The sequence below is a fragment of the Bradyrhizobium manausense genome (assembly GCF_018130615.1).
Classification (GTDB): Bacteria; Pseudomonadota; Alphaproteobacteria; order Rhizobiales; family Xanthobacteraceae; genus Bradyrhizobium; species Bradyrhizobium manausense_A.
The window spans coordinates 487,805-509,326 of record NZ_JAFCKB010000001.1 but is presented as its reverse complement, the minus strand read 5'-3'; the positions used below and the strand labels follow the sequence as shown (position 1 = coordinate 509,326).

The 21,522-nt window shown below is 63.6% G+C and carries 23 protein-coding genes and 1 tRNA gene; 7 read left to right on the top strand and 17 right to left on the bottom strand.

Annotated features, from left to right (window positions below; genetic code table 11):
- Positions 1-171 precede the first annotated feature (171 nt).
- The 3 genes from JQ587_RS02435 to JQ587_RS02425 all read left to right on the top strand — a co-directional run bounded on the left by JQ587_RS02435 (position 172) and on the right by JQ587_RS02425 (position 4,426).
- The gene (locus tag JQ587_RS02435) at positions 172-3,213 is read left to right on the top strand and encodes a bifunctional diguanylate cyclase/phosphodiesterase (RefSeq protein WP_212424305.1); all 3,042 of its coding nucleotides are present in this window, start codon (positions 172-174) and stop codon (positions 3,211-3,213) included.
- A 1-nt stretch (position 3,214) separates the two neighbouring features.
- Positions 3,215-4,282, top strand: coding sequence for a sensor domain-containing diguanylate cyclase (locus JQ587_RS02430; protein WP_212424304.1), 1,068 nt, complete (start codon positions 3,215-3,217; stop codon positions 4,280-4,282).
- A gap of 67 nt (positions 4,283-4,349) precedes the next feature.
- A tRNA-Arg gene (locus JQ587_RS02425) sits at positions 4,350-4,426 on the top strand.
- On the opposite strand, the gene JQ587_RS37000 is transcribed toward JQ587_RS02425, so the two are convergent.
- Positions 4,397-4,837, bottom strand: coding sequence for a hypothetical protein (locus tag JQ587_RS37000; RefSeq protein WP_349629464.1), 441 nt, complete (start codon positions 4,835-4,837; stop codon positions 4,397-4,399). The two genes, JQ587_RS02425 and JQ587_RS37000, sit on opposite strands and share 30 nt — an antisense overlap.
- Positions 4,818-6,029 (bottom strand): recombinase family protein, encoded by a 1,212-nt coding sequence (locus JQ587_RS02420; RefSeq protein WP_349629463.1) that lies wholly within the window; start codon positions 6,027-6,029, stop codon positions 4,818-4,820. The genes JQ587_RS37000 and JQ587_RS02420 overlap by 20 nt, the downstream gene beginning before the upstream one ends.
- Positions 6,030-6,971: 942 nt before the next feature.
- On the opposite strand from JQ587_RS02420, the gene JQ587_RS02415 reads away from it, so the two are divergent.
- A complete protein-coding gene (locus tag JQ587_RS02415; RefSeq protein WP_212424303.1) occupies positions 6,972-7,505 on the top strand; it encodes a hypothetical protein in 534 nt (177 codons plus the stop codon).
- A gap of 273 nt (positions 7,506-7,778) precedes the next feature.
- On the opposite strand, the gene JQ587_RS02410 is transcribed toward JQ587_RS02415, so the two are convergent.
- From JQ587_RS02410 to JQ587_RS02395, 4 genes are all read right to left on the bottom strand, one after another.
- The gene (locus JQ587_RS02410) at positions 7,779-8,060 is read right to left on the bottom strand and encodes a helix-turn-helix domain-containing protein (RefSeq protein ID WP_212424302.1); all 282 of its coding nucleotides are present in this window, start codon (positions 8,058-8,060) and stop codon (positions 7,779-7,781) included.
- A complete protein-coding gene (locus JQ587_RS02405; RefSeq protein ID WP_349629462.1) occupies positions 8,057-8,314 on the bottom strand; it encodes a type II toxin-antitoxin system RelE/ParE family toxin in 258 nt (85 codons plus the stop codon). Before JQ587_RS02405 ends, JQ587_RS02410 begins: the two co-directional genes overlap by 4 nt.
- A 228-nt stretch (positions 8,315-8,542) precedes the next feature.
- Positions 8,543-9,445 carry a sterol desaturase family protein gene (locus tag JQ587_RS02400; RefSeq protein WP_212424301.1) on the bottom strand — a complete coding sequence of 301 codons (903 nt, stop codon included), beginning with the start codon at positions 9,443-9,445 and terminating at the stop codon, positions 8,543-8,545.
- Between the two features lie 130 nt (positions 9,446-9,575).
- Positions 9,576-10,664 carry a helix-turn-helix domain-containing protein gene (locus JQ587_RS02395; protein ID WP_212424300.1) on the bottom strand — a complete coding sequence of 363 codons (1,089 nt, stop codon included), beginning with the start codon at positions 10,662-10,664 and terminating at the stop codon, positions 9,576-9,578.
- 530 nt (positions 10,665-11,194) lie between these two features.
- Here JQ587_RS02395 and JQ587_RS02390 point away from each other — a divergent pair.
- The gene (locus JQ587_RS02390; protein WP_212302103.1) at positions 11,195-11,335 is read left to right on the top strand and encodes a ComC/BlpC family leader-containing pheromone/bacteriocin; all 141 of its coding nucleotides are present in this window, start codon (positions 11,195-11,197) and stop codon (positions 11,333-11,335) included.
- Positions 11,336-11,398: 63 nt separating this feature from the next.
- Here the strand turns inward: JQ587_RS02390 and JQ587_RS02385 are convergent, their stop codons facing one another.
- Entirely contained in the window at positions 11,399-11,692 is a 294-nt protein-coding gene (locus JQ587_RS02385; protein ID WP_212302102.1) for a hypothetical protein, read from the bottom strand.
- 233 nt (positions 11,693-11,925) lie between these two features.
- Entirely contained in the window at positions 11,926-12,612 is a 687-nt protein-coding gene (locus JQ587_RS02380) for a DNA-3-methyladenine glycosylase I (RefSeq protein WP_212424299.1), read from the bottom strand.
- A 177-nt stretch (positions 12,613-12,789) separates the two neighbouring features.
- Between JQ587_RS02380 and JQ587_RS02375 the strand changes: the two genes are divergently transcribed.
- Positions 12,790-13,617 carry a metallophosphoesterase family protein gene (locus tag JQ587_RS02375; protein ID WP_212424298.1) on the top strand — a complete coding sequence of 276 codons (828 nt, stop codon included), beginning with the start codon at positions 12,790-12,792 and terminating at the stop codon, positions 13,615-13,617.
- Here the strand turns inward: JQ587_RS02375 and JQ587_RS02370 are convergent.
- The 6 genes from JQ587_RS02370 to JQ587_RS02345 all read right to left on the bottom strand — a co-directional run bounded on the left by JQ587_RS02370 (position 13,556) and on the right by JQ587_RS02345 (position 18,221).
- Complete coding sequence (locus JQ587_RS02370) at positions 13,556-14,041, bottom strand: Crp/Fnr family transcriptional regulator (protein WP_212302099.1); 486 nt, start codon at positions 14,039-14,041, stop codon at positions 13,556-13,558. The genes JQ587_RS02375 and JQ587_RS02370 overlap by 62 nt on opposite strands.
- Before the next feature lie 103 nt (positions 14,042-14,144).
- Positions 14,145-14,675 (bottom strand): GNAT family N-acetyltransferase, encoded by a 531-nt coding sequence (locus JQ587_RS02365; protein WP_212302098.1) that lies wholly within the window; start codon positions 14,673-14,675, stop codon positions 14,145-14,147.
- 138 nt (positions 14,676-14,813) lie between these two features.
- Positions 14,814-16,340 (bottom strand): magnesium-protoporphyrin IX monomethyl ester anaerobic oxidative cyclase, encoded by a 1,527-nt coding sequence (gene bchE, locus JQ587_RS02360; RefSeq protein WP_212424297.1) that lies wholly within the window; start codon positions 16,338-16,340, stop codon positions 14,814-14,816.
- Positions 16,341-16,471: 131 nt separating this feature from the next.
- On the bottom strand, positions 16,472-17,212 hold the full coding sequence (locus tag JQ587_RS02355) for a di-trans,poly-cis-decaprenylcistransferase (protein WP_212424296.1): 741 nt from the start codon (positions 17,210-17,212) through the stop codon (positions 16,472-16,474).
- Positions 17,213-17,242: 30 nt separating this feature from the next.
- On the bottom strand, positions 17,243-17,617 hold the full coding sequence (locus JQ587_RS02350) for a transcriptional regulator (protein WP_212424295.1): 375 nt from the start codon (positions 17,615-17,617) through the stop codon (positions 17,243-17,245).
- Positions 17,604-18,221, bottom strand: a complete 618-nt coding sequence (locus JQ587_RS02345) for a hypothetical protein (RefSeq protein WP_212424294.1) — start codon at positions 18,219-18,221, stop codon at positions 17,604-17,606. Before JQ587_RS02345 ends, JQ587_RS02350 begins: the two co-directional genes overlap by 14 nt.
- A 195-nt stretch (positions 18,222-18,416) precedes the next feature.
- On the opposite strand from JQ587_RS02345, the gene JQ587_RS02340 reads away from it, so the two are divergent.
- On the top strand, positions 18,417-19,673 hold the full coding sequence (locus JQ587_RS02340) for a S1C family serine protease (protein WP_212424293.1): 1,257 nt from the start codon (positions 18,417-18,419) through the stop codon (positions 19,671-19,673).
- A 229-nt stretch (positions 19,674-19,902) separates the two neighbouring features.
- Here the strand turns inward: JQ587_RS02340 and JQ587_RS02335 are convergent, their stop codons facing one another.
- From JQ587_RS02335 to JQ587_RS02325, 3 genes are read right to left on the bottom strand one after another with little or no spacing between them, the layout of a single operon-like run.
- Positions 19,903-20,637 carry a DUF899 domain-containing protein gene (locus tag JQ587_RS02335; RefSeq protein WP_212424292.1) on the bottom strand — a complete coding sequence of 245 codons (735 nt, stop codon included), beginning with the start codon at positions 20,635-20,637 and terminating at the stop codon, positions 19,903-19,905.
- 21 nt (positions 20,638-20,658) lie between these two features.
- Entirely contained in the window at positions 20,659-21,003 is a 345-nt protein-coding gene (locus JQ587_RS02330; RefSeq protein ID WP_349629470.1) for an SRPBCC family protein, read from the bottom strand.
- Positions 21,003-21,455, bottom strand: a complete 453-nt coding sequence (locus JQ587_RS02325; RefSeq protein WP_212424290.1) for an ArsR/SmtB family transcription factor — start codon at positions 21,453-21,455, stop codon at positions 21,003-21,005. The genes JQ587_RS02330 and JQ587_RS02325 overlap by 1 nt, the downstream gene beginning before the upstream one ends.
- Positions 21,456-21,522: the final 67 nt, after the last annotated feature.

The window sequence follows — 21,522 nt, the reverse complement described above, 5'->3', positions numbered from 1 at the left end:
GCACAGGGATGCGGTTGCGCAACCGGATTAATGCTTAGGTAACTGGTTTTCCTAAGCTTTGTGCCATTTGTGCGGTGTATTTCTGTTCCCCAGGGGGAGGAAATGCGCGACCTAGTTTTAGGCTTGGCATCCAGATTGTCGCGAACCGCAAGGGGCGGCTGGGACGCTGCCATGCGGCGCGGTCCCGTGCTGTGGCTGACACTCTCGGGCGCATTGCTGGTCGCCGGCATCTTTGCGGTGACCGCGATGGCCGTCGGCGAGTTTCGCGAACGCACGCTGACCAATCGCGAGCGCGAGCTGGAAAACACCGTGCAGCTGATTGCACGGCACTTCGATCAGCAGTTTGAAGATTCCGACGTCGTCGCAGCCGACTTGATCGGGCAGATGCGCCTGCCGGAGATCGCCTCGCCGCAGATGTTCCGCGAGCGCATGTCGGGGCCCGAGGCCGACCGGATGCTGAGGAGCAAGATCAGCGCCGTCTCCTACCTGGGCGACATCGCGATCTACGACGCCGACGGCGAACTGATCTCCTGGTCCCGTGCCCAGCCCCTGCCCAAGATCAACATCTCGTCGCGGGCCTACTTCCAGACCTTCAAGACCAATCCGATGGCGGAGCCGGTGCTGCTGGAATCGGTACGCAGCTTCCTGATCGGCAAATGGACCACGGTCGTCGCGCGCCGGCTCAGCCTGCCGGACGGCACCTTCGTCGGCGCCATGGTCCGTCGGATCGATCCCGACAGCTATCAGCACTATTTCGCTTCCGTCGCGCTGGCCGAGGGTGCCGCGATCTCGCTGTTCGACCGCGAAGGCGTGATGCTGGCGCGCTACCCGGGTGTCGAATCGATGATCGGGACCAGCTACAAGAGCGCGCCGCTGATGCAGAGGGTGCTGACCCGAGGTGGCCAGCATACGCTTCGCGTCACCAGCCCGGTCGACGGCGAAGAGAAGCTCGGCTCGGCCGTATCGCTGACCCATTTCCCTCTTGTCATCATGGCGACCAACACCACGTCGGCCGCGCTAGCCGACTGGCGGCAGCAGACCGGATTCATGGTCACCACCGCGACTTTGTCGGCGGCCGTGATCGCGCTGATCCTGTTCCTTATCATCCGCCTGATCAACCGGCAGAACCGCGAGGCCCAGCAGCGGCTGGAGGCGGAGCGGCTACGGCTCGACACCGCCCTCAACAATATGTCCCAGGGACTGATCCTGTACGACGCCGACGGCTATATCGTCACCTGCAATCGCCGCTATGCCGACATGTTTGGCCTCTCCCACGACGTCATCAAGCCCGGCTGTCACATCCATGAGGCGATGTACCACCGCAAGGAGCGCAACGCGTTCAGCGGCAATGTCGAGGAGTTTTGCGCCGAGGTCATGAAGGGCGTCGCCGAAGGCAAGGTCGCCACAAAGATGCATCAATTGCCCAACGGCCGCGCCTTCCAGGTCATCAACACGCCCCTCGCGCAAGGCGGGTGGGTCGCGACGATCGAGGAGATCACCGAGCGGCGCAGTCTGGAGCAGGAGCGTGACCGCAATTACACGTTCCTGCGCGAGATCATCGACCACATCCCGTCGCAGATCACGGTGAAGGACGCCAGGACGCGGCAATATCTGCTGATCAACCGCACGGCCGAAGAGCAGTTCGGCCAATCGCGCGAGGCCGTGTTCGGCAAGACCCCCTTTGACATCTATCCGGCTGACACCGCAAGGGCGGTCAGCGAAGACGACAGCGCGGCGCTGCAGACGGCCGAGGGATTGTTCAAGGACGAACATCCCTGGCAGAGCCTGACCATGGGGCAGCGCTACATCACTTCGACCCGGATCGGTATCCGCGACAAATCCGGCGAGCCACGCTACCTCATCAATGTCGTGGAGGATGTCACCGAGCGGCGCCGCGCCCATGACAAGATCGCGCATATGGCGCATTACGACGCGCTGACCGATCTGCCCAACCGCGTGCTGTTCCGCGAGCAGATCGAGCGCGAGCTGAAGAAGGTCGCAGGCGGCGAACAGTTCGCGCTGCTCTATATCGACGTCGACGAATTCAAGGGCATCAACGATTCGCTCGGCCACCATGTCGGCGACGAGCTGTTGAAGGCGATCGCGGGCCGCATCCGCGCCTGCCTCAAGCCGGGCGATTTGATCGCACGGCTCGGCGGCGACGAGTTCGCCGTGATCCAGACCGGAATCGAATCCTCCACCGACGTGCTGGCCTTCGTGACGCAGGTCCATGAGGCGATCCGCCGCCCCTATCATTGCCTCGGGCACCAACTCTCCACCGACGCCAGCATCGGCATCGCACTGGCGCCGCAGGACGGCGCCGATCTCGACCAGCTGGTCAAGAATGCCGACCTCGCGATGTACGGCGCCAAGGCGGAGGGACGGCGCACCTATCGCTTCTTCGTTCCGGAAATGGATGCGTGCGCCAAGGCCCGTCTCACCATGGAGCAGGATCTGCGTCAGGCGCTGATCAATGGCGGCTTCGAGATCCACTACCAGCCGCTGGTCAACCTGCAATCGGGTGAAGTCTCCGGCTGCGAGGCGCTGCTGCGCTGGCGCCATCCCGAGCGCGGCATGATCTCGCCGGCCGAATTCATTCCGATCGCCGAGGACACCGGCCTGATCAACGAGATCGGCGACTGGGTGCTGCGCACGGCCTGCAACGAGGCCGCGACCTGGCCCGCCCATGTTCGCGTCGCCGTCAACGTCTCGCCGGTGCAGCTGAAATGCGACACGCTGGCGCTGCGGATCGCGGGTGCGCTGGCCGCCTCCGGGCTGGAGCCGCGGCGGCTCGAGCTCGAGATCACCGAGGCGGTGCTGATCCGCGACGACGAGGCGGCGCTCTCGATCCTGCACCAGCTCCGCTCGATCGGCGTGCGCATCGCGCTCGACGATTTCGGCACCGGCTATTCCTCGCTGAGCTATCTGAAGCGCTTCCCGTTCGACAAGATCAAGATCGACCGCTGCTTCGTGGCCGACATCGCCGATGCCGGCGGTGCGCCCGTGATCGTACAGGCGGTGGTGAATATCGCTTCCGCCAGCCGCATGACGACGGTCGCCGAAGGCGTCGAGACCGAGGCGCAGCGCGAGATGCTGCGCGCGCTCGGCTGCACCGAGATGCAGGGCTATCTGTTCAGCAGGCCGAAGCCGGCGGCCGAAGTGCGCGAGCTGTTCGGCCGAGGCGACGCCATGCCCGTGGCGGCGGTGGCCTGAGATGGCAAAGCGTATCACGGCTCCCACCAAGGCTATCGACGTCGCCGATTCCTACGCGGTGCGGCTGATGCAGCATCTGGTGGTGCCGACCTTCGTGATCGATCCGAAGCGCCGCGTCGTGATCTGGAACAGGGCCTGCGAGCGGCTGACCGGCGTTGCCGCCACCGAGGTGATCGGCACCAACAAGCATTGGCAGGCCTTCTACGAGACCAAGCGACCTTGCCTCGCCGATCTGGTCGCGCTCGACCGGCCCGAGCAGCTGCCGGAATTCTATTCGGAATATGCCGCGCGCGGCCACAACGGCCTCGGCTTCAGCGCGGAGAACTGGTGCGTGATGCCGAAGCTCGGCAGCCAGCTCTATCTCGCGATCGACGCCGGCCCCATCCATGACGAGGCCGGCAATCTGATCGCCGTGGTGGAGACGCTGCGCGACCTCACCGACCAGAAGCGCGCGGAGATGGCGCTGAAGGAGCTTGCCACCAAGGACGGGCTGACCGGGCTTTCGAACCGCCGCTCGTTCGACCAGATGCTGATGAGCGAATGGGCGCGCGCGCAGCGGACGCAGCAGCCGCTGGCGCTGCTGTTCGTCGACGTCGATCATTTCAAGCTGTTCAACGACCAGCACGGCCACCAGACCGGCGACGAGTGCCTGCGCGAGGTCGCGCGCGTCGTCAGCCGCCATGCGATGCGACCGCTCGATCTTGCCAGCCGCTATGGTGGCGAGGAATTCGCGCTGATCCTGCCCGAAACGAGCTGCGACGATGCCTGCGCCATCGCCGAGGAGATCCGCTGTGCCGTCATGGCCCTGCGGATCGCCCATGGCGCCCATGGGGCCGGCAACCACGTCACCCTCAGTGTCGGCGTCGCCAGTCACGTCCCCGGCGAGACCGACGGAGCCCCCGACCGGCTGTTGGGTGCGGCCGACCAGGCGCTCTATGCCGCCAAGCGGCTCGGCCGCAACCGCGTCGTCTGCTCCGAGCGGGTGCTGGCCGAGTTCGCCGGCCTCGGCCGGGACGATGGGCCGGTCAATGGTCAGGTTCCTGGCCCCGCCCGGCGCAAATCGGCCTAAAGCGCGGCTATTGTCGCGGCAAGACCGGTTGCCCACCTCTCGCCAATCGGCTACATGAACCCTCGCTGCACCCGTAGCTCAGCTGGATAGAGCGTTGCCCTCCGAAGGCAAAGGTCACACGTTCGAATCGTGTCGGGTGCGCCATTTCGGTACAAAACTGGGCACTCCAAAACCTGCCGATTTTGCGCTTGAAGCCGCGACCAGCGTGCGCAGAAGCGCGCTTTTCGATCCCATGATGCGAACTTCTTTCGCGTCCACTTCCACCCGCTGGGCCAGCGCGCGCAGGTGATCGCGGCGGTAGCCGCCCGACTCGGTTCGCATCCGCCTGCGGGCCTGGCTGGCGAAGGTTTTGAGCGCCTGGGGTGTGATGCTCGGCCCAGCCCGATCCAGCGCACCCTCGGCCCGCTTCGCGTCGGCATGGGCCTGGTCGCGGACTGCCTTCAGCTCGGTCACGCGCTCCTTGAGCAGCGGGTCGGAGACGTCGGCGATTCCGTTCTCGATGGCGTCGTACAGCCGCTTGAGTTTGGCGTCCGCCTCAGTCGCACGCTTGCGCAATTCGGCGATATGCGCCGTTCGGCGCTCCGCGCTCTTTCCGGCGATGCAGGACGGCCGACAGAACTTCCTCGAGACGTTTGGGCTGCAAAAGGCGCTGCTCGATGTGCTCGGCTACCACGTTGTCGAGCTTTTCCATCGGGATGGTGCGACCTTTGCAGCCGGTCTCACCTTGCCGGGCCTTGGTGCAGCAAGTGTAGTACCTGTATCTCCCGCTCTTTCCGGTCCTCAGCGTCATGGCTCCGCCGCAGGCGGCGCAAAAGCATATACCGGTAAGAAGGGTCGGGCCGCTGACGATGCGAGGCGCGCTCATCGCGAGGCTGCGCGTCTTAAGCAGCGTCTGCACAGTCTCGAACTCGGCGGCCTCGATGATCGGCGGCACCACCATTTCGACTACCTCGGCGTCCGATTTGCGCTCGCGGGTCTTCCAAAATTTGGTGTTGAAGCGGTGGCGGCCGATATACGTCGTGCGCGTCAGTACCTTGTGCACGGCATCGACGCCCCAGCGGCCACCGTCGCGCGTTCGGATGCCGGATTCGTTCAGATGCTTGGCGATCGATTTGACGCCCATCGGGCCGGAGGAGCCGTTTCCCTCCCGAGCCAGGCGATAGATCAGCCGCACGGTCTCGGCCTGGATGGGATCGATCTCCAGTGTCTTCTTGGTGCGGTGGCCGCGCTGCTCGGCGGCTTCCACAACGCGGTAGCCGATCGGCGGCAGCGCGCCATTCCAGAAGCCTTGCCGCGCGTTCTCCTTCATCGCCCGCAGCGTGTGCTTGGCGTTCTCCTTGGACTGGTACTCGTCGAACAGCGCCATGATCTGGCGGATCATGTTGCTCATCGGATCGTCGCCTAGCTCCTGGGTGATCGACACCAGACGCACGCCGTTCTTGGCAAGCCGGCGAACATAAAACTCAAGCTGGAACTGGTCACGGAAGAAGCGGCTGAAGCTGTGGACCAGGATCACATCGAATGCCGTCGGCTTGACCGTCGCGGCGTCGATCATGCGCTGGAACTCCGGCCGCCGATCGTCGGTCGCAGACGCGCCCGGCTCGACATAGTCGGCGACGATCTCCAAGCCGCTCGACTCACAATAATCCTTCGCCTGGCGGCGCTGATCCGGGATGGAGAGATCGCTGTCGGCTTGCCGTCCCGTGGAGACCCGCAGGTAGAGCGCCGCCCGAACCGTTGCAGCCATGGTGATGTCCCCTTAGCCCTTTCCAAACAACTCGCCGAACGATCACCGAACCAAGCTTCGAAGACATCGATCTCCGTTTCGGTCACCGGCACGTCCTTCGGCCAGTCGTCCGTCACCGCCCATGGCACCGAAGCGCGCTTGGCCCGTCGTTGACCAGGACGCGCGGGCGCACGCGCATAGTCGTAGAGATCGTCAAGTGGGGCGCGGTCCGGCGGACGCCGTAGCTGCGATTTGTGAGGGGGAGCCATGGCGCCACTGTGGCAAGTCTGGCCGATCCACTGAACGACCGATGTCTACGCTGCGTCACGCGGTAGCGCTCCGATCTCGCACGTCCTCTGCAGCTTGTGCGCAATCGCACAGAGCAAGCCATAAACGCATGGCAGCCAAAGGGCCGGGCCAGCGGGACGCCGTCAAGGCCGCAAGCCGGCGGAGCCGGTCGCGGACGCGCGAGCCTTGACGGCGTTCCGTTGGTCCGGCAGCGGCCATCCCATGCGATCACGGCAGGCATCATGCCAAACATGCGCAACAAGACGCTACGCTGCGAGCGATGGCGCTCGGAACGTTGATTTTGAATGCTTCCTTGGTTCGAGCGGCACCGGGCCGCCTAATACGGTGCCGCCGCAGTGCCATCCAAAACAATGTGCAGACAAATACTTACGACCCCCGATGGCCCGGAGTGACACCGTCGCTTTTATCTAGCCGTCCTAGTCGGTCGAGATCCGTGCCCCGTGCCCAGCTCTCGGTCGGCAAGGTTGGGTATTGTCGATAGCGGACGAGAAGGCGGACTAGGCAATATCGACGCGAATGACCCGGAGCGAAGAAAAATCTGGAGTCCCCACACGGGCCAATTGCGCCGAGCGAATTTGTGCTAGTAACGTTCCAAGCACGCTCGGCTGCGAGCCCACTTTCCAAGACCTGATGTCGATCCGAAAGATAATTTCGTTGAATGCCCTGCTCATTTCGAGCGTTGGCCTATTTGGCGTTCTAACGGATGAGCCATACTGGAGAGCTGTAGGACATGCCCCCGGGCTATATGACTACCTTTTCTCGTTGGCTCTGGCGCTGAACGGACCATCTGGCTTTGTCGCCGACTTCGCGGCCTGGCTCGCCACCAATAACTTCCATCTCAATTGGCAAGCGCTGCTATTGGCTGAACACGAATGGCGTTTTGCTATTCAATATGCGCTTTGGCTTTTGTTTCTTTGGCCTCAGTGGAAGGCCTACGATACCCTCGTCCGCTGGTGCGTGGGTCATCCTCATCGCGAGACCTCGCTCCATCTGGCAGCGTTGAGCATCGCCTTGATCGGCTGCGTCTGGGCTTACGAAGCTTGGACACCGGGCCACCGAGTCGGGCTTGTTTTCATCGATCGCTATTTTTGGGTCGTGCGGGCGGTTGGCCTAGGACTCTCAGGTGTTGTCATCCTTCTCTATAGCCACCTCCTGATGAAGGGCACGTACGCTCGAAGTCTTGAATAGCGCGTGCGGATGATCTCTTCGGACGCTCCAACGTGCCGTTCCCGGGATTGATCGAAACCGCCGCAGCCCCGGACCACCCGCGAAATTGGGAGGACAGCCGCCCATGAGGCGTAGCGTAAGGTCGCAGCCCGTCGCTGGGTATCGGGCCGGATCGCGTGAGCGGCCACGCCATCATAGCGCCACAGCGAAGCAATAGTGCCCATCTTCATCGGCCGTGGCGCGCCAATCTGCAATTTTGCACGATTTCATATCCTGCCGCTGACAAATGCCGCATCAAGCCGCCGACAGCCGCACGTGGAACTTGCTGCCGGTAGCCTCGGCATAGCGCAGCAGTGTCTTCGTGCTCGGAAGCGTTTGACCGCTTTCGAGTCGGGCGATCGTCGACTGACTGGTCCCCATCCGGGCAGCCAGTTCGGCTTGCGAGAGACCTGCGCGCAGGCGAGCCCTGAGCAATTCGGCAGCAATCTCGAACTCTGGAGCGAGTGCGTCGTACTCCGCCTTGACCTTCGGATTGGCCAGGAGACGAGCTTTGAGCTTTTCGAACGGAATGGTCATTTGACCTCCTTTGCTCGCTGCAGCGCGAGCTCGATCTCGGAACGTGGAGTCTTTTGCGTCTTTTTCACAAAGCCGCGAACCACGACCACCCTTCGGCCAATCGCTGTGACATAAAGCGCGCGAGCAATTCCGTCACGACCTGTCAGCCGTAACTCCCACAGCTTCCCTTCCAGGTGTTTGACATGCGGCTCGCTTAGGCTTTCAAGCCCGGCCGAGGTGATGCACTCCGCAAGTCGCAGAAACCGCGCCTGCATGTCGGCCGGAAGGGCCGGCGATCTCCGCAGCGACCGTTTCGTTGAGGATTTCTACCTGCCAAGCCACAGCTGTGCTTATATCTCATTTTTGAGATATTGTCAAAGTGACGCGTGGCAGACTGGCGAATCAGCTAGCGGTGCTGGGCACTGCCGCAGACGATGTCGCATTTCATCATAGCGCCACGGCGAAGGAATAGTGCCCGTCTTCATCGGCCGCGGTGCGCCATTTCATCCCGCTGCAGCCTCGACCTTTTGACCGCCATCGTACGCCTTGGCCGGCGCGGCCGTCGGCACCGCCGGACCATCACCGGGCGGGCCGACCAGGCAGGCGAACCGGGCACGCCAGGTTGGCGCGCGCCAGAGATCGCGCCCCAGCGCGGCCCATTCGTGAAACGCGATGATGACAGGATTGTTGGAGCGCAGCGGCTTCACCAGGCCGTAGTGACACGGCAGCTCGTCGCGTTCGGCGACGAAGGTGCCGAACATCCGGTCGAACACGATGAGGATGCCGCCATAATTGCGGTCGAGATACTCCGCATTGCAGGCGTGGTGCACGCGATGGTGCGACGGCGTGTTGAGCACATATTCCAGCCAGCCGAGCTTCGGGATCCACTCCGCGTGCAGCCAGAACTGGTAGAGCAGATTGATGGCGGCGGCGATGAACACCGGCCCCGGCGCGAAGCCGAGCCAGATCATCGGCACGTAGAAGACCGCGGCGCCGGTCAGCCTTCCGGTCCAGCCGAAGCGGTAGGACGCCGCGAGGTTGAACTCGTTCGAGGAATGGTGGATCGCATGCGTCGCCCAGAACCAGCGAACGCGATGGCTGGCGCGATGGAACCAGTAATAGCTGAAATCCTGCGCGATCACGAGCACGACCATCGAGAGCGCGCTATTGAGCGGCACGGTGAACAGCCGGTGGCTCCAGGCCAGGTCGACCAGCGGCTGCGCGATGCTGAGCGGCAGCAAGGTGTAAACCAGATATTGCCGGCCGAGCGCATCGGCCAGCGAGGCCCAATAGGCGCGCCAATTGTAGTCGCGCCGCATCACCAGTGCCAGGACGAGCCCCTCCAGCGTCGCGATCGCGATCACGGCGGGAAGAGCGAATTGCAAAACGGAAATCAGCGGCTTCATGTCAACCTCGTGTCCACAGACGACTCGCCTGCAGGGGCAACGGATCGCACCGACAAAGCGCGGTGGCGCGCCGATTCCTCAACGAGGACTGGCCGATTCCCGCAAAAGGCCAGCCAAAACCGGGAATCGGTCAAGTTTCGGCGACGCCGCCGGCACGCGCGCGCCGGTACTCGGACGGCGTCAGGCCGGTCTGCGCCTTGAAGGCGCGGTTAAAGGGCCCGATCGAGCCGAAGCCGGCGTCGAGTGCGATGGTCAGGATCGGCACCTCGGCTTGCGCGGGATCGCCCAGCGCGGCTTCGGCCTCCGCCAGGCGGTAGCCATTGACGAAGGCACTGAAATTACGATGGCCGAGCTGGTGGTTGATCAGATGGCGCAGCCGGTATTCCGGAATGTCGAGCTTTTGTGACAACGTTGCGATGCTCAAATCCGGCTCGCGAAAGACCTTGTGGTGGTCGAGCAGGCGGCGCAGTGCCGTGAGTTCGGCGGCATTGGGCTCGGTCGCGAGCACCGCGGACGGCGGATTGCGCGGGATCCTGGCCGGCTGACTTTCCAGCGTGCTTGTCAGTGTCCTTGCCAGCGCAGGCGCAGGAATCAGCGACGTCTCGGCCGAGGCCTGCGTGCCCAGCACGGCGAACAGGAAAATCAGCGCCGTCAGGCCGGCCGCGTTGGCGAGGCTGAGCGACGCCGCCGAAAGGCCCCCGGGCCAGAGCCAGTCCGAGCCGATGATGAACAGTGCATAAAGCGCGGTGACCATCGCATACCAGACGCGGAGCCTTCGCCGCTTCTCCACGAGGTCGGTCGCACGCCCCGACAGCACGTGCCAGACGCCGAGCAGCAGCAAGGACACCGACAGACAGGTGCGCGCCACATCGACCGACATCGGATGCCTGAACATGTCGACCAGCGCGAACCCCATCAACGCAAGGCCGCCGACCCAATGGTACCACCGCAGGCGAAACTCGTCGACGAAGATGGCGCTCACCACCATCCAGAACGCCGCCGGCATCACGACGCTGACGAGATGGACCGGCATGCGCAGCGGCAGAGCCAGCGCATCGAAGCCCGGGGCCGAGTCGACGATATAGGCCGCGATGCTCAAGTTCAGCAATACGACATAGCGGCTGATGGGATTGCGCCGCGCGTCGCGCGCAGCCATCGCCACGCGGAAGAGAAGAATGACGACTGCCCCTCCTCGCAGCGCGGCTTCCAGGGTCGACATGCGATTCAGCGGTCCGATCGAAATCGTCGTTGTTAAAGGAACGGGAGAGAGTATCGCATCAAAGCCGCCTATTCTGCTTCTAAATATTTCCGATTGTTCAATGGCTATATTGGGCAACCCGTCCGCCAAGGGCCAACGGATCCGCGCCAGCTCCCGTGCCTATCGCCGACCGACCGGGCAAATCCAACTGCCGGGACCAACTCAGCACGGGATGCGACTTGGCGTCATTCCAGCCGAGCCCATCAAGAGCACGATCGACCTGCTCGAAAATTCCTGGAGTCGCTGAAGGCCTCGCTGACAGGTTCAACCTGCGGCGGGACAGGCCCGAGCCGCGCGACCAATCGCGCCGGCCCTTCGTTGATCGGGTCCTGATATCAGCAACGCGTCGTACGTCCGCTCCAACCACCCTTCGGCGCCCAGGGGTGGTTAGCCGCCTGTGTGGTCTCCGTCACGGCGACGCAGCGTGGTCGACGACATTCTCTTCGTGTCGCGCGGAATGATCCGCCCGATGTGACATGAGGAGATTGCAAATGCAGAACATGGCTCGCGAACTGACGGAGACCGAACTCGAGATGATCGCCGGCGGAAGCTTCTGGGGAAGCATTGCCGGCTTCTTCCGCGGCCTGTTCGGCGGCCCAGGCGACCTCCGCCGTCCGCTCGACCGCCCCTGATCTCAACTGATCTTTCGCAGCATCCGGACGGGGGCCGAAACGCGGCCCTCGTCCTCGCAGATTTCAGTGCCTGACATGCTCGAACACGACGATCACACCGGTCGGCTCGGGCTCATGCGCCATCAGGCGCGTCAGATCTGCATCGCTCCAGTCGGCGAGGCTGACGACTTCGCCGGTCTCGCGATCCGCACTGATCGACGGGGTTGGCTCGAGGACTTTCAATCCCATCTCGTCGACAAAGAAAGTATGTTCGCCGAACATGCTGTTGAGCTGGGGCATGGCGGGATGCTCGTCGGGCAGCACCTGCGCGCCGAGCTGGTTAACGGTCTGCTTCACCTGTTCGGATGTGAGCTTCATGAGCTGCTCCGTTCCATCATGTCGGGTTTCATGGCATGAACCAAGTCTTTTGGCCGGAGCGCGCGCGTTCCCCGCGCCTGTGCCGCCTGGCTCAGATTCCCGAACGGGTGCTGCGCACAAATGTTCCTCGGAAATGCATTTCGTGATCGCGCATTGCATCTGCCGTGCTCACGTCGCGGGATCGCCACATGATGTCCACGATCCACTCGCTTCCGCGCCAACCATCCCCTCCGCTACTCGCTTCGGTTCTCGCCAACCGACAGCGCACAGATGCGTGACAAATAGGTGTAGGGCAGACCGGTCTCCTCGGCCCAGGCGTTGAACTGCGCCTGCACCTTGGCGAGATCGCCTTTGGACTTGACCTCCTCGGCGATGTCGAGGCCGGCATCGCGCAGGCAGGCGACGACGTCCTTCGAGGTGACAAAACCGTCCCAGCCGACGAAGCGCAGCAACATCTGCCCGGTGTTGCCGCCGAGCCGGCTGCCGCGCTTGGTCAGAAGATCGAGCAAGCCGATCTCGTTGGATGGCGGCCACTTCGCCAGAAACCTGCCGAAGCTGCCGTGCTCTTTCGCGATCTCCTGCACGAAGGCGGCGTTGTCACGCACCGACATGATCTTGGCGCCGTTGCGCACGATCCGCGCGTCACGCAGCAGGGCCTCCCAGTAATCTTCAGGCTGGAAGCTGAGCTTGGCCGGCTGGAAGCGCAGAAAGGCGTCTTCGAAACCGTCCCACTTGGTGTCGATCACGCTCCAGGCAAAGCCCGCGCAGAACACGCGCCTGGTCATCTCGGCCAGGATCCGATCGTCGCCGAGCTTTGCCAGGCCCTTCAGATCGGGCTTGTCAGGCATCAGCCTGTCCAGCGCCTTGGGGCCGCCCTTGCGCTTCTCGGCGCGTGCACGAATGGTCTTGAAGGAAATCATACGAACAGCCGCGATGAAGGATGCTCCACGACATCAGAATTCGACGGCCCGGTCCAGCCTGCGACACTCTGCCCGATTTCACACGCCGCGGCATGCTCCCGGGCGCGCTGGTCCGCTTCTTGCTTCATGGCATTTTGGAATTCCCGGACATTTCGCCCTCTCTCCGACGGATGATCGATGCGCTGCCTGGTCGTGGCCGACCTGCACTACTCGCTGCCGCAGTTCGACTGGCTGGTCAGCGCGGCGCCCCAATTCGACCTCGTGATCTTCGCAGGCGATGCGCTGGACATCGGCTCGATGGTCGATTTCCGCGCCCAGATCGTGGTGGTGAAGAAATACCTCGCACTGATCGCGGCGCAGACCAGGGTCATTCTCTGCTCCGGCAATCACGACCTCGACGAGCGCAATGCGGAGGGCGAGAAGATCTCGCGCTGGATCTCGGAGGTGCGCGAGCTTGGCATCGCGTGCGACGGCGACAATCTCACCATCGGTGACACGCTGTTCACGGTGTGCCCGTGGTGGGACGGACCGCTGGTGAAGCAGCGCATCGTCGACCAGCTGCACGACGCCTCGCTCAACCGCGCGCAGCGGTGGATCTGGACACATCACGCGCCGCCGGCCAATTCACCGACGAGCTGGGGCGGCAAACGTTTCTTCGGCGATGTCGAGCTGGTGCAGTGGATCACACAATATCAGCCGTCGATGGTGATCTCGGGCCATGTGCATCAATCCCCCTTCATCACGGACGGCTCGTGGTACGACCGGCTGGGTGAGACCTGGGTGTTCAATACCGGCCTGCAACCGGGACGTCCGCCGTCATACCTCGTGCTCGATATGGATGAAAACAAGGCGTTCTGGCTGGCGGCGGGCGAGGCGCAGTGGATCGGCCTCGATGCAGCGCTGAAGCGACCGGCGTCGACTATCGAGCTGCCACCGGACTGGCTCACATCCTTGGATCGGATTGCCGATCCGAGCCTGGCGAGACCTCGAGCGGCGGCAGGTTGATCATGCTCTGCAGCACCTCGCCGACCATGGCGAGATGCGTGCCGTGACCGGCATATTGCCGCTTGAGATCGGCAAGATAAGTGTTGGCAGCATTGAGCCGCTGCGCCAGCATCCGCGCGATCAACAGCGCGACCTCCGGCTCCCGCTTGAGGAGCGAGGCAGCATCCGCGAATTCGTAAACAACCGAGTCGGAGCAAGCCCGCACCGTCGCCGTGTATGGCAGCCCCAGCAACACGGACATCTCGCCCAGCACCGCACCGGGCTCGGCAATGGTGGCGACCACCATGTCGCCCTTGAGCACCTCGAGCCTGCCGGTCATGAGCACGTAAAGGGGGCCGGATGCGCCGCCTTCGGTCAGCAGATGCGTGCCGGCCGCGATCTGCCGCTCAGTGCCACCGGTGCAATAATCCAGAACCGCGCGCATCGCCGCATACTCCCATCTTGGGAGATAGTAGAGCACGATGCGCGAGGAGATGCAGCGATTTTTGAGCCCACCGCACGCCCGCCCAGACTTTCGGCAAGCGACCTCAGCGTGACAGCCGCTTTGCGAAATGGATCGACTGCCAGTCTCCGAGGCCGGTATCCGCAAACCCGGCCTTCTTCGCAAGGCCGCGCATCTCGGCGTTGGTACGCGCGGTCTCGGCCGCGATCATCTCGTGACCGAGATCGCTGGCACGCCGCTCCATCGCCGTCACCATTTGCAGGCCGACGCCCGTGCGCTGAAAGACATCGGCCACGGAGATGGCGAAATCACCGTGCCGTGCGGCGGCGTCATAGGCATATCGCGTCTCGCCGATGATCGTGCTCGGACCTTCCTCCTGCCTGAGTTCGGCGAGCAGGGTGAAATGATTGGGATGGCTGACCTTGGCGATGCACTCGGCGGCAAGCAACGCGACGTCGGCGCGTGCGCCCATGAAACGCTTGTTGCGCGTTGTGGCGGAAAGACCGGTGAAATAGATCGAGAGGCCCTCGACGTCAGATGCATTGGCGGTCCGGATGCGGACCATTGCCTTGGCTTGATGCAGCTCGACAGCTGCATCCAGAGATAGCTGTGACATGCGCGAGGCTTTCGACAGGTTGCGGGAACAGCAGACCTAGCCGAAGCCGCGCTTTCGCCGCTTGGACGTGGCCGCCAATCTTGCGGCCAAAAGCGAACAGCGCATGCCGTAGCGCTGCACGTCACACAGAGACGGCACTCATGCGGCCTCGCGCCTCCCGACGCGCCGCTCCGGCCGCACGGCCGTCATCGATTGCTCTTCGGCATCCTGCGGCGCGCCCCAGAATTCCCGCACCGTCGGCCCCCATCGCAGCCGTCGCGCCCGCAAAAACTCGAGGATCTCGTGCGGCCAGACTCTGCGGCCCATCTGCGTGTACCAGCGCATGGCGTGACGCAGGCCCGCATCGCGCTGAAACAGCACGCGCCAGATCGCCTTGGGGCGACATTGCAGCACCATCTCCGTGAACTTGAACCACACCAGCACGCGCCACGGCGCCATGTAGCGCGTCGCCAGCACCTGATGCTTGTAGTCCCAGCGGCGGCGATCCGGCTGGATCACGCGGCGGTCGGCGGCAAGCCGGAAATATGGCGTCCAGCGATGCGGCGTGACGTAGAGGAGCTGAACCTGATCGGGATCGTAGGCGAGCAACTGCTTCAATCCACGCCAGTGATCGCGATCGGTTTCTTCTTCGAACCCGACCACCCAGGTCGCCATCGACAGGATGCCGTGCTGCCGCAACAGGCGGATCGCCTCGCGGTCGGTTGCGGTGGTGGCGCCCTTGCGGATCAGCTCCAAGGTCTTCTCGTCGGTATTCTCCAGCCCGAGCAGGAATCGCTGCCAGCCCGCCTTCTTGTAGAGATGCAGGATATCGGCATCGCGCACGATGTCGTCGGCGCGAGTCGAGCCCACCAGGATGAGGTCGACATTCTCGGCAATCAGCGCGTCCAGGAAGGCACGCCAAGCCTTTTTGGACACGGTCGGATTTTCGTCGGCGAAGTTGATGACCTTGACGCCGTGCTCGCGGTGCAGGCGCGCCAACTCCTTGGCGAAGCGAACGGGATCGCGATGGCGCCAGCGCGTCCAGAAGCCGCGCTGGCCACAATAATTGCACAGATGCGGACAGCCGCGCGAAAACTGCACCACCACCGAGCGCAGGCCGCCCCAGTATGAGTAACGCGCGTGATCGATCAATTCCCAGCCAATGCGATAGGCATCGAGATCGGCGATGACAGGCGCCGGCGGTGTCGCGCGCGGGCCCGCGGCGTCGCGGAACGCGATGCCGCTGATGCCGTCGAGATCGTGGCCATATTCCAGCGCCCGCATCAGGCGACGCGCGGTCTCCTCCCCCTCGCCGCGCACGATCGCGCTGACATAGGGCTCATCACGCAGAATCTCGCGCCAGTGATAGGTCGGGAAAACGCCGCCATAGACGATCAGAACGCGCGGCATCGCCTTCACCAGTGCCTGCGCAATCTCTGCAATTACCGGATGTCCGGAGGTCGAACCGGAATGGCCGAACAGCACGGCATCCGGAGCGAAGCGGCTCGCGGCGCTGATGATCTCTGCGATCGGCGTCGGGCCAAACTCGGCATCGATCAGCCGCACGGTATGACCGTCATCGATCAGTGGGCCGCCGATCGCGAGCAGGCCGAGCGGCGGCAGATGATCGTCCGGAATCCGGCTTCCGATCGAGGGATGAGGCACGTTGACGAGAAGAACACGCATGGACTTTCGCTCCCGCTTTGGTTGGCGTGATCGTCCGTCCCACTTCTGTGAAGAAGCCCAATCCCCCGACTGAACCTGAAGACATCGTCCGAAAGCTGGCGCGGAAATTCTTGCTCGGCCGCGCCTCAGCATCACGCCCGAGAAAGTGAGGGCACCTCCTCCGGCATGATGGCCTGGAGGCCGCCGAAGCGCCGCTCGCGACCATGGAAGGAGGCGAGCGCCGCGGCGAGATCGCCTGCATCGAATTCGGGCCACATCCGCTCGGTGAAATGCAGCTCGGCATAGGCGCCTTCCCAGAGCAGGAAGTCCGACAGCCGCTTCTCGCCGGAGGTGCGAATGATGAGATCGACGTCGCGCAAGCCAGCCTCGCCCGTGACGAGCTGCGAGAAGGCTTCGCGGGTGAGGCTGGTCAGCGCGGCAGCCTTCGCCGCCGCGTTGAGGATGGCGTCGCGCGCGGAATAGTCCACGGCTATGCGCAGATGCAACGTATTGCAGTGTGCGGTCGCGTCCTCCGCGCGTGCGATGGCGCTGGCGATGCCGTCCGGCAAGCGGTCGCGGCGGCCGATCACATTGAGCCGCACGCCGTTCTTCACCAGGCTCTGCACTTCATTGGCGAGATAGAAGCGCAGCAGCGTCATCAGCGCGGCGACCTCGGTTTTGGGCCGGCGCCAATTATCTGTCGAGAACGCGTAGAGCGTCAGGGTGCCGATGCCCTGCTTGGGCGCGGCCTCGACGATGCGGCGGATGGTCTCGACGCCGGCCTCGTGGCCGCGCACGCGCGACAGGCCGCGGCGCGTCGCCCACCGACCGTTGCCGTCCATGATGATGCCGACATGAAGCTTCTCGTTGTGAGACGTGACGTCACTTTGCATTGCAAAGTCTCCGGTCAAAAAGGGGGACGATCAGGTCGAGAGAATGCCGAGGCGGCCGAGCGGCGGTGCCTCGCGGCCGGCGGCCTTGGCGGCGTCGCGTACCAGCCGCTCGAGCACGGCGAGGTAATCGAGGAAACGGCGGCGGCCGGTCTTGGTCAGACGGCAGGTGGTGTGCGGGCGATTGCCCTCATAACCCTTGGTCACCTCGACCAGGCCTGCCTCCTGGAGCACGGCGAGATGACGGCTGAGATTGCCGTCGGTGAGGCCGCAGAGTTGCTTGAGGTCCGCGAACGCAAGTCCTTTCGGGTGAGCCATCAGCGAGGTCAGAAGCCCGAGCCTTGCCTTCTCGTGGATCACACGGTCGAGCCCCTCATAGGAGAAGGGCGCGCTGTCAGTCTTCGACATCGTTGTCTCCGGATGCGAAATACAGAATGGCCGCCATCACCGACTGGCCGATCACGAAAGGCAGTCCCATGGTCCATGGCGACAACATGTGGGTCCGGCTCGCCAGCACCACGACTGCAAAACCCGAGACGAAGTACCAGGCTCCGGCAAACGCCACGCTGCGCGGCAGCGAGCGGACCGACGCGAAAATGCCGAGCGACACCAGGATCTGCCACAAGCCCGGCAGGAGCCACAGCGTCTCGGCGGCAAACTTCCACATCACCACTGCAAGCAGCACGCCGGCGACGCCCGCAGGCAAAAACTGCTCGACCGCCTGGTGGATCATGGCGTCGGCAAGACCCGAATGATGACGACGCGAACGCGCGCGCATCTCGATCCAGATCACCAAGCCGGACAGCGCAGCTGCAAAGAACCAGCCGAGAAAGAAGCTGAGCGGCTCGCCCGTGGGATCACCGAGCAGCCAGAACTGCAGGATTGCGGTGACAAGCGCGACCACGCCTGTGGCGGCCATCGTCGCCGAACCATAGCCGCGGAACGCGGTGCCGGCCGCAATCTGACTGCGGATCGCCACGATGTCGGCCAGCGCTTTGTCGAGATCGCGCATTGGCAACGCCAAAACTCCGCTCCACCCGGTTCACGTACCAACCCAGTAACTTTGTATCGCAAAGTATACCGCATCACAAAGTGAAAGCAAGCCTGAGAGTCACCGCGAAAAGCATCCGGCGCGAACAGACAACTAGCGGTTGCGCAGAGCCTGCCCGCGCAGATAGGATGCAGCCTTAGCGACCCGGGGGAAGTCATGTGGTTGAAATCGTTTGTCGCCGTCGTTCTGTTACTGGTGAGTTTTGCCGGCGTCGCGCAGGCGAAAGGACCATTCGGCAACGTCAATGTCGGCAACTGGATCGGCGGCGCCTTCAGCAACGACGAGACCGGCGCCTTCTCCCATTGCGCAGCGACCGCGCCCTACGCGAACGGCGTCATCCTGGTTGTGAGCCAGAATGCCGCCGGCACATGGTCGTTGGCCTTCGCGAGTCCCGGCTACCACTTCACCAAGGGCGAGAATGCAGCGATCGACGTAATCTTTGACGGGCAGGAGCAGGCCAGGCTGTTCGCCACGGCCTACCAGCCCAACATGCTCACGGCCGTGATGCCGCTCAATGTCGTCCGCACGTTTCAGAAGGCGAGCCTGATGGTGGCGACAGCCGGCCGTGCGGTTCTGAATTTCGATCTGACCTCGACCGGGCCGGTGATCGCGGCCTTGGCCAATTGCGTGACCAAGGTGAAGGCTGACGGGCTCGACAAGGCCGGCGATTTCACCAAAGGTGCCGCTAAGCCAGCAGCTACGGCAGACAAGCAAGGCTCGCCGCCAACCGGCAAGCCCGGCAGAGGGGCCAAGAGTAGCTCCGGCTTCGGCACCGGCTTCGTGGTCAGCGCTAGCGGGCACATCGTCACCAACAACCACGTGATCGACGGTTGCAGCGAGCTCAAGGGCAATCTCACCGGCGAATCCGCGATGGTGTTGCGCGTGGTGTCTGCTGATGCCAACAACGATCTCGCTTTGTTGCAGGCGCCGTCGACGGCGACGTTCAAGGACTTCGCCCGGATCCGTGACCGCCCGATTCGGTCCGGCGATTCTGTCGTCGCGATCGGCTTTCCGTTCCACGGATTGCTGACCTCGGACTTCACCGTGACGACGGGCATTGTGAGCTCGCTCAGCGGCATGCGCAACGATTCGCGCTTCCTGCAAATCAGCGCGCCCGTGCAGCCCGGCAACAGCGGAGGCCCGCTGTTCGACACGACCGGTCAGGTCGTCGGCGTCGTCACCGGGAAGCTCGACGGATTGCGCGTCGCCGCGGCAACCGGCAGCATCCCCGAAAACATCAATTTCGCCATCAAGACCGGCGCGCTGCGCGACTTCCTCGACAATTCGGTGGTGCCTTACCAGACGACCGAGCCGAAGGGTGAACTCAAGACCACCGACATCGCCGGCAATGCCCGCGCCTATACGATGCTGATCTCTTGCAACGCCACGGAGCAGGCTGACGCGAAGAAGTAGCTACCGCGCGCCGAGGCGCGCTGCCGCGTCACCCCCGCTGTCATTCCCCGCGACCCTGCTACGCCAAGGCTTCGCCGGGGTTGAGATCTTGGGGCGCCGAAGCTTTAGCGTAGGCGGCAAGCAGGGAATCCAGTACGCCGCGGCTTCTCGATCAGACCACTCCCGTCTCGGAGTACTGGGTCGCCCGGCCAAGCCGGGCGATGACATCTTTGATGTAGGCCGAGTCCCCTCACCCGTGGCAGCACGCGCCCCTCGCCTGCGGCTCGTACTGGTCGTGCAGGCGGACCCAATCCATCGGATAGGGAAGACCTTCCTCGTGACGGCCGAGCGGCGTGAGATCGAGATACTGATACGCGGCGTTCATCATGTCGAGGCCGCGGGCGAAGCAGGAATAGGTGTGAAAGATCTCGCCGGCTTCGTTGCGAAAGAACACGCTGATGCCGGGCAACTCCGGTCCATAGAACGGCGTGGTACCAAAATTGTATTTCGGCACACCTTGCTCGATCTGCTCGCGCGTGAACGAGACCCCGTAATCGTAGTTGAAGGCGTTGCCGCCTGAAGATACCCAGTCGAAACGCCAGCCCATGCGCTTCTTGAACGCCTCGAGCTTTTCGACTGGCGCCAGCGAGATCGCGGCCATGGTGGTGTCGCGCGCCGCCAGATGCGGCACCATGCGCTCGAAACCATCGACCCAGAAGGAGCAGCTCTTGCAGGCCGCGTCCCAATCCGGCGCAAACATCACATGCTGGACCACCAGCTGCGGGCGCCCCCTGAAGAGATCGCCGAGCGTCACCTTGCCGTTGGGCCCGTCGAACACGTAGTCTTTATCGACCTTCACCCAGGGCAAGGCGCGGCGCTCCTCAGCCAGCCGCTCGCGGGCCTGAGAAAACTCCTTCTCGTGCGCCAGATGGGTTTTGCGAGCGGCGATCCATTGCTCGCGCGACACGACCTGATGTTGCTGCATGATGTCCTCCTCTGACAGGGATCAGGCGACGAATGCGTCGAGCTTGTCGAAGAACGAGCTCCAGCCGCGCTGATGGTTATCGCGCGCGATTTCGTCGAAAAACTGAGCATGATGAAAGATCATCAGCGTACCGGCGCTGTCGGGCTTCAGCGTGATCGTCACCAGCGATTCCCGCTCCGGCGTCGAATGCCAGGCCCAGGTGAAGACCAGCCGCTCGTTTGGCACGACCTCGCGGTAGATGCCGCCCGCCTCGAAATATTCGCCGTCGTCGCGGGTGAACGAGATACGGTAGCGGCCGCCGGTACGAACATCGAGCTCGGCGTTCAGCGTCGCCGGCCTCATGTTCGGAGGCCCGAACCATTGCACTAGCTGCGCGGCTTGCGTCCAGGCGGCGAAGACCTTTTCCGGCCGCGCACGGAGCCGGCGCGTGAGCGTGAGGCTTGGACCTTCGGTTGCGCGTTCGGCGGCACTGGCGGCTGCATTGACCATGATTTGTCCTCCACAAAGGCGGCAAGGCGGTCGAAGCTTTCGGACCAGAATTGCGCGTAGCGATTGAGCCAGTTCATCGCCTGCTCCATCGGCTGCGCGGTGAGCCGGCAGGAGACCGTGCGCCCGGTCTTTTCGCGCACGATCAAGCCCGCATCGGTGAGCACATCGAGATGCTTCATGATCGCCGGCAGCGAGATCGCGAACGGCGTCGCCAGCTCGCTCACCGACAGGCTGTCCTTTTCGCCGAGACGCGCCAGCAGCGCGCGCCGCGTCGGATCGGACAGTGCAGCAAAGGTGCGATCGAGCGCCTCATCCCGATACTTAACCATACGGTTTAGTATAGGCGCAAACGCCGTTCCGTCAAGTGGGAACCGGCGCCAAGAAAAAAGCCCCGCC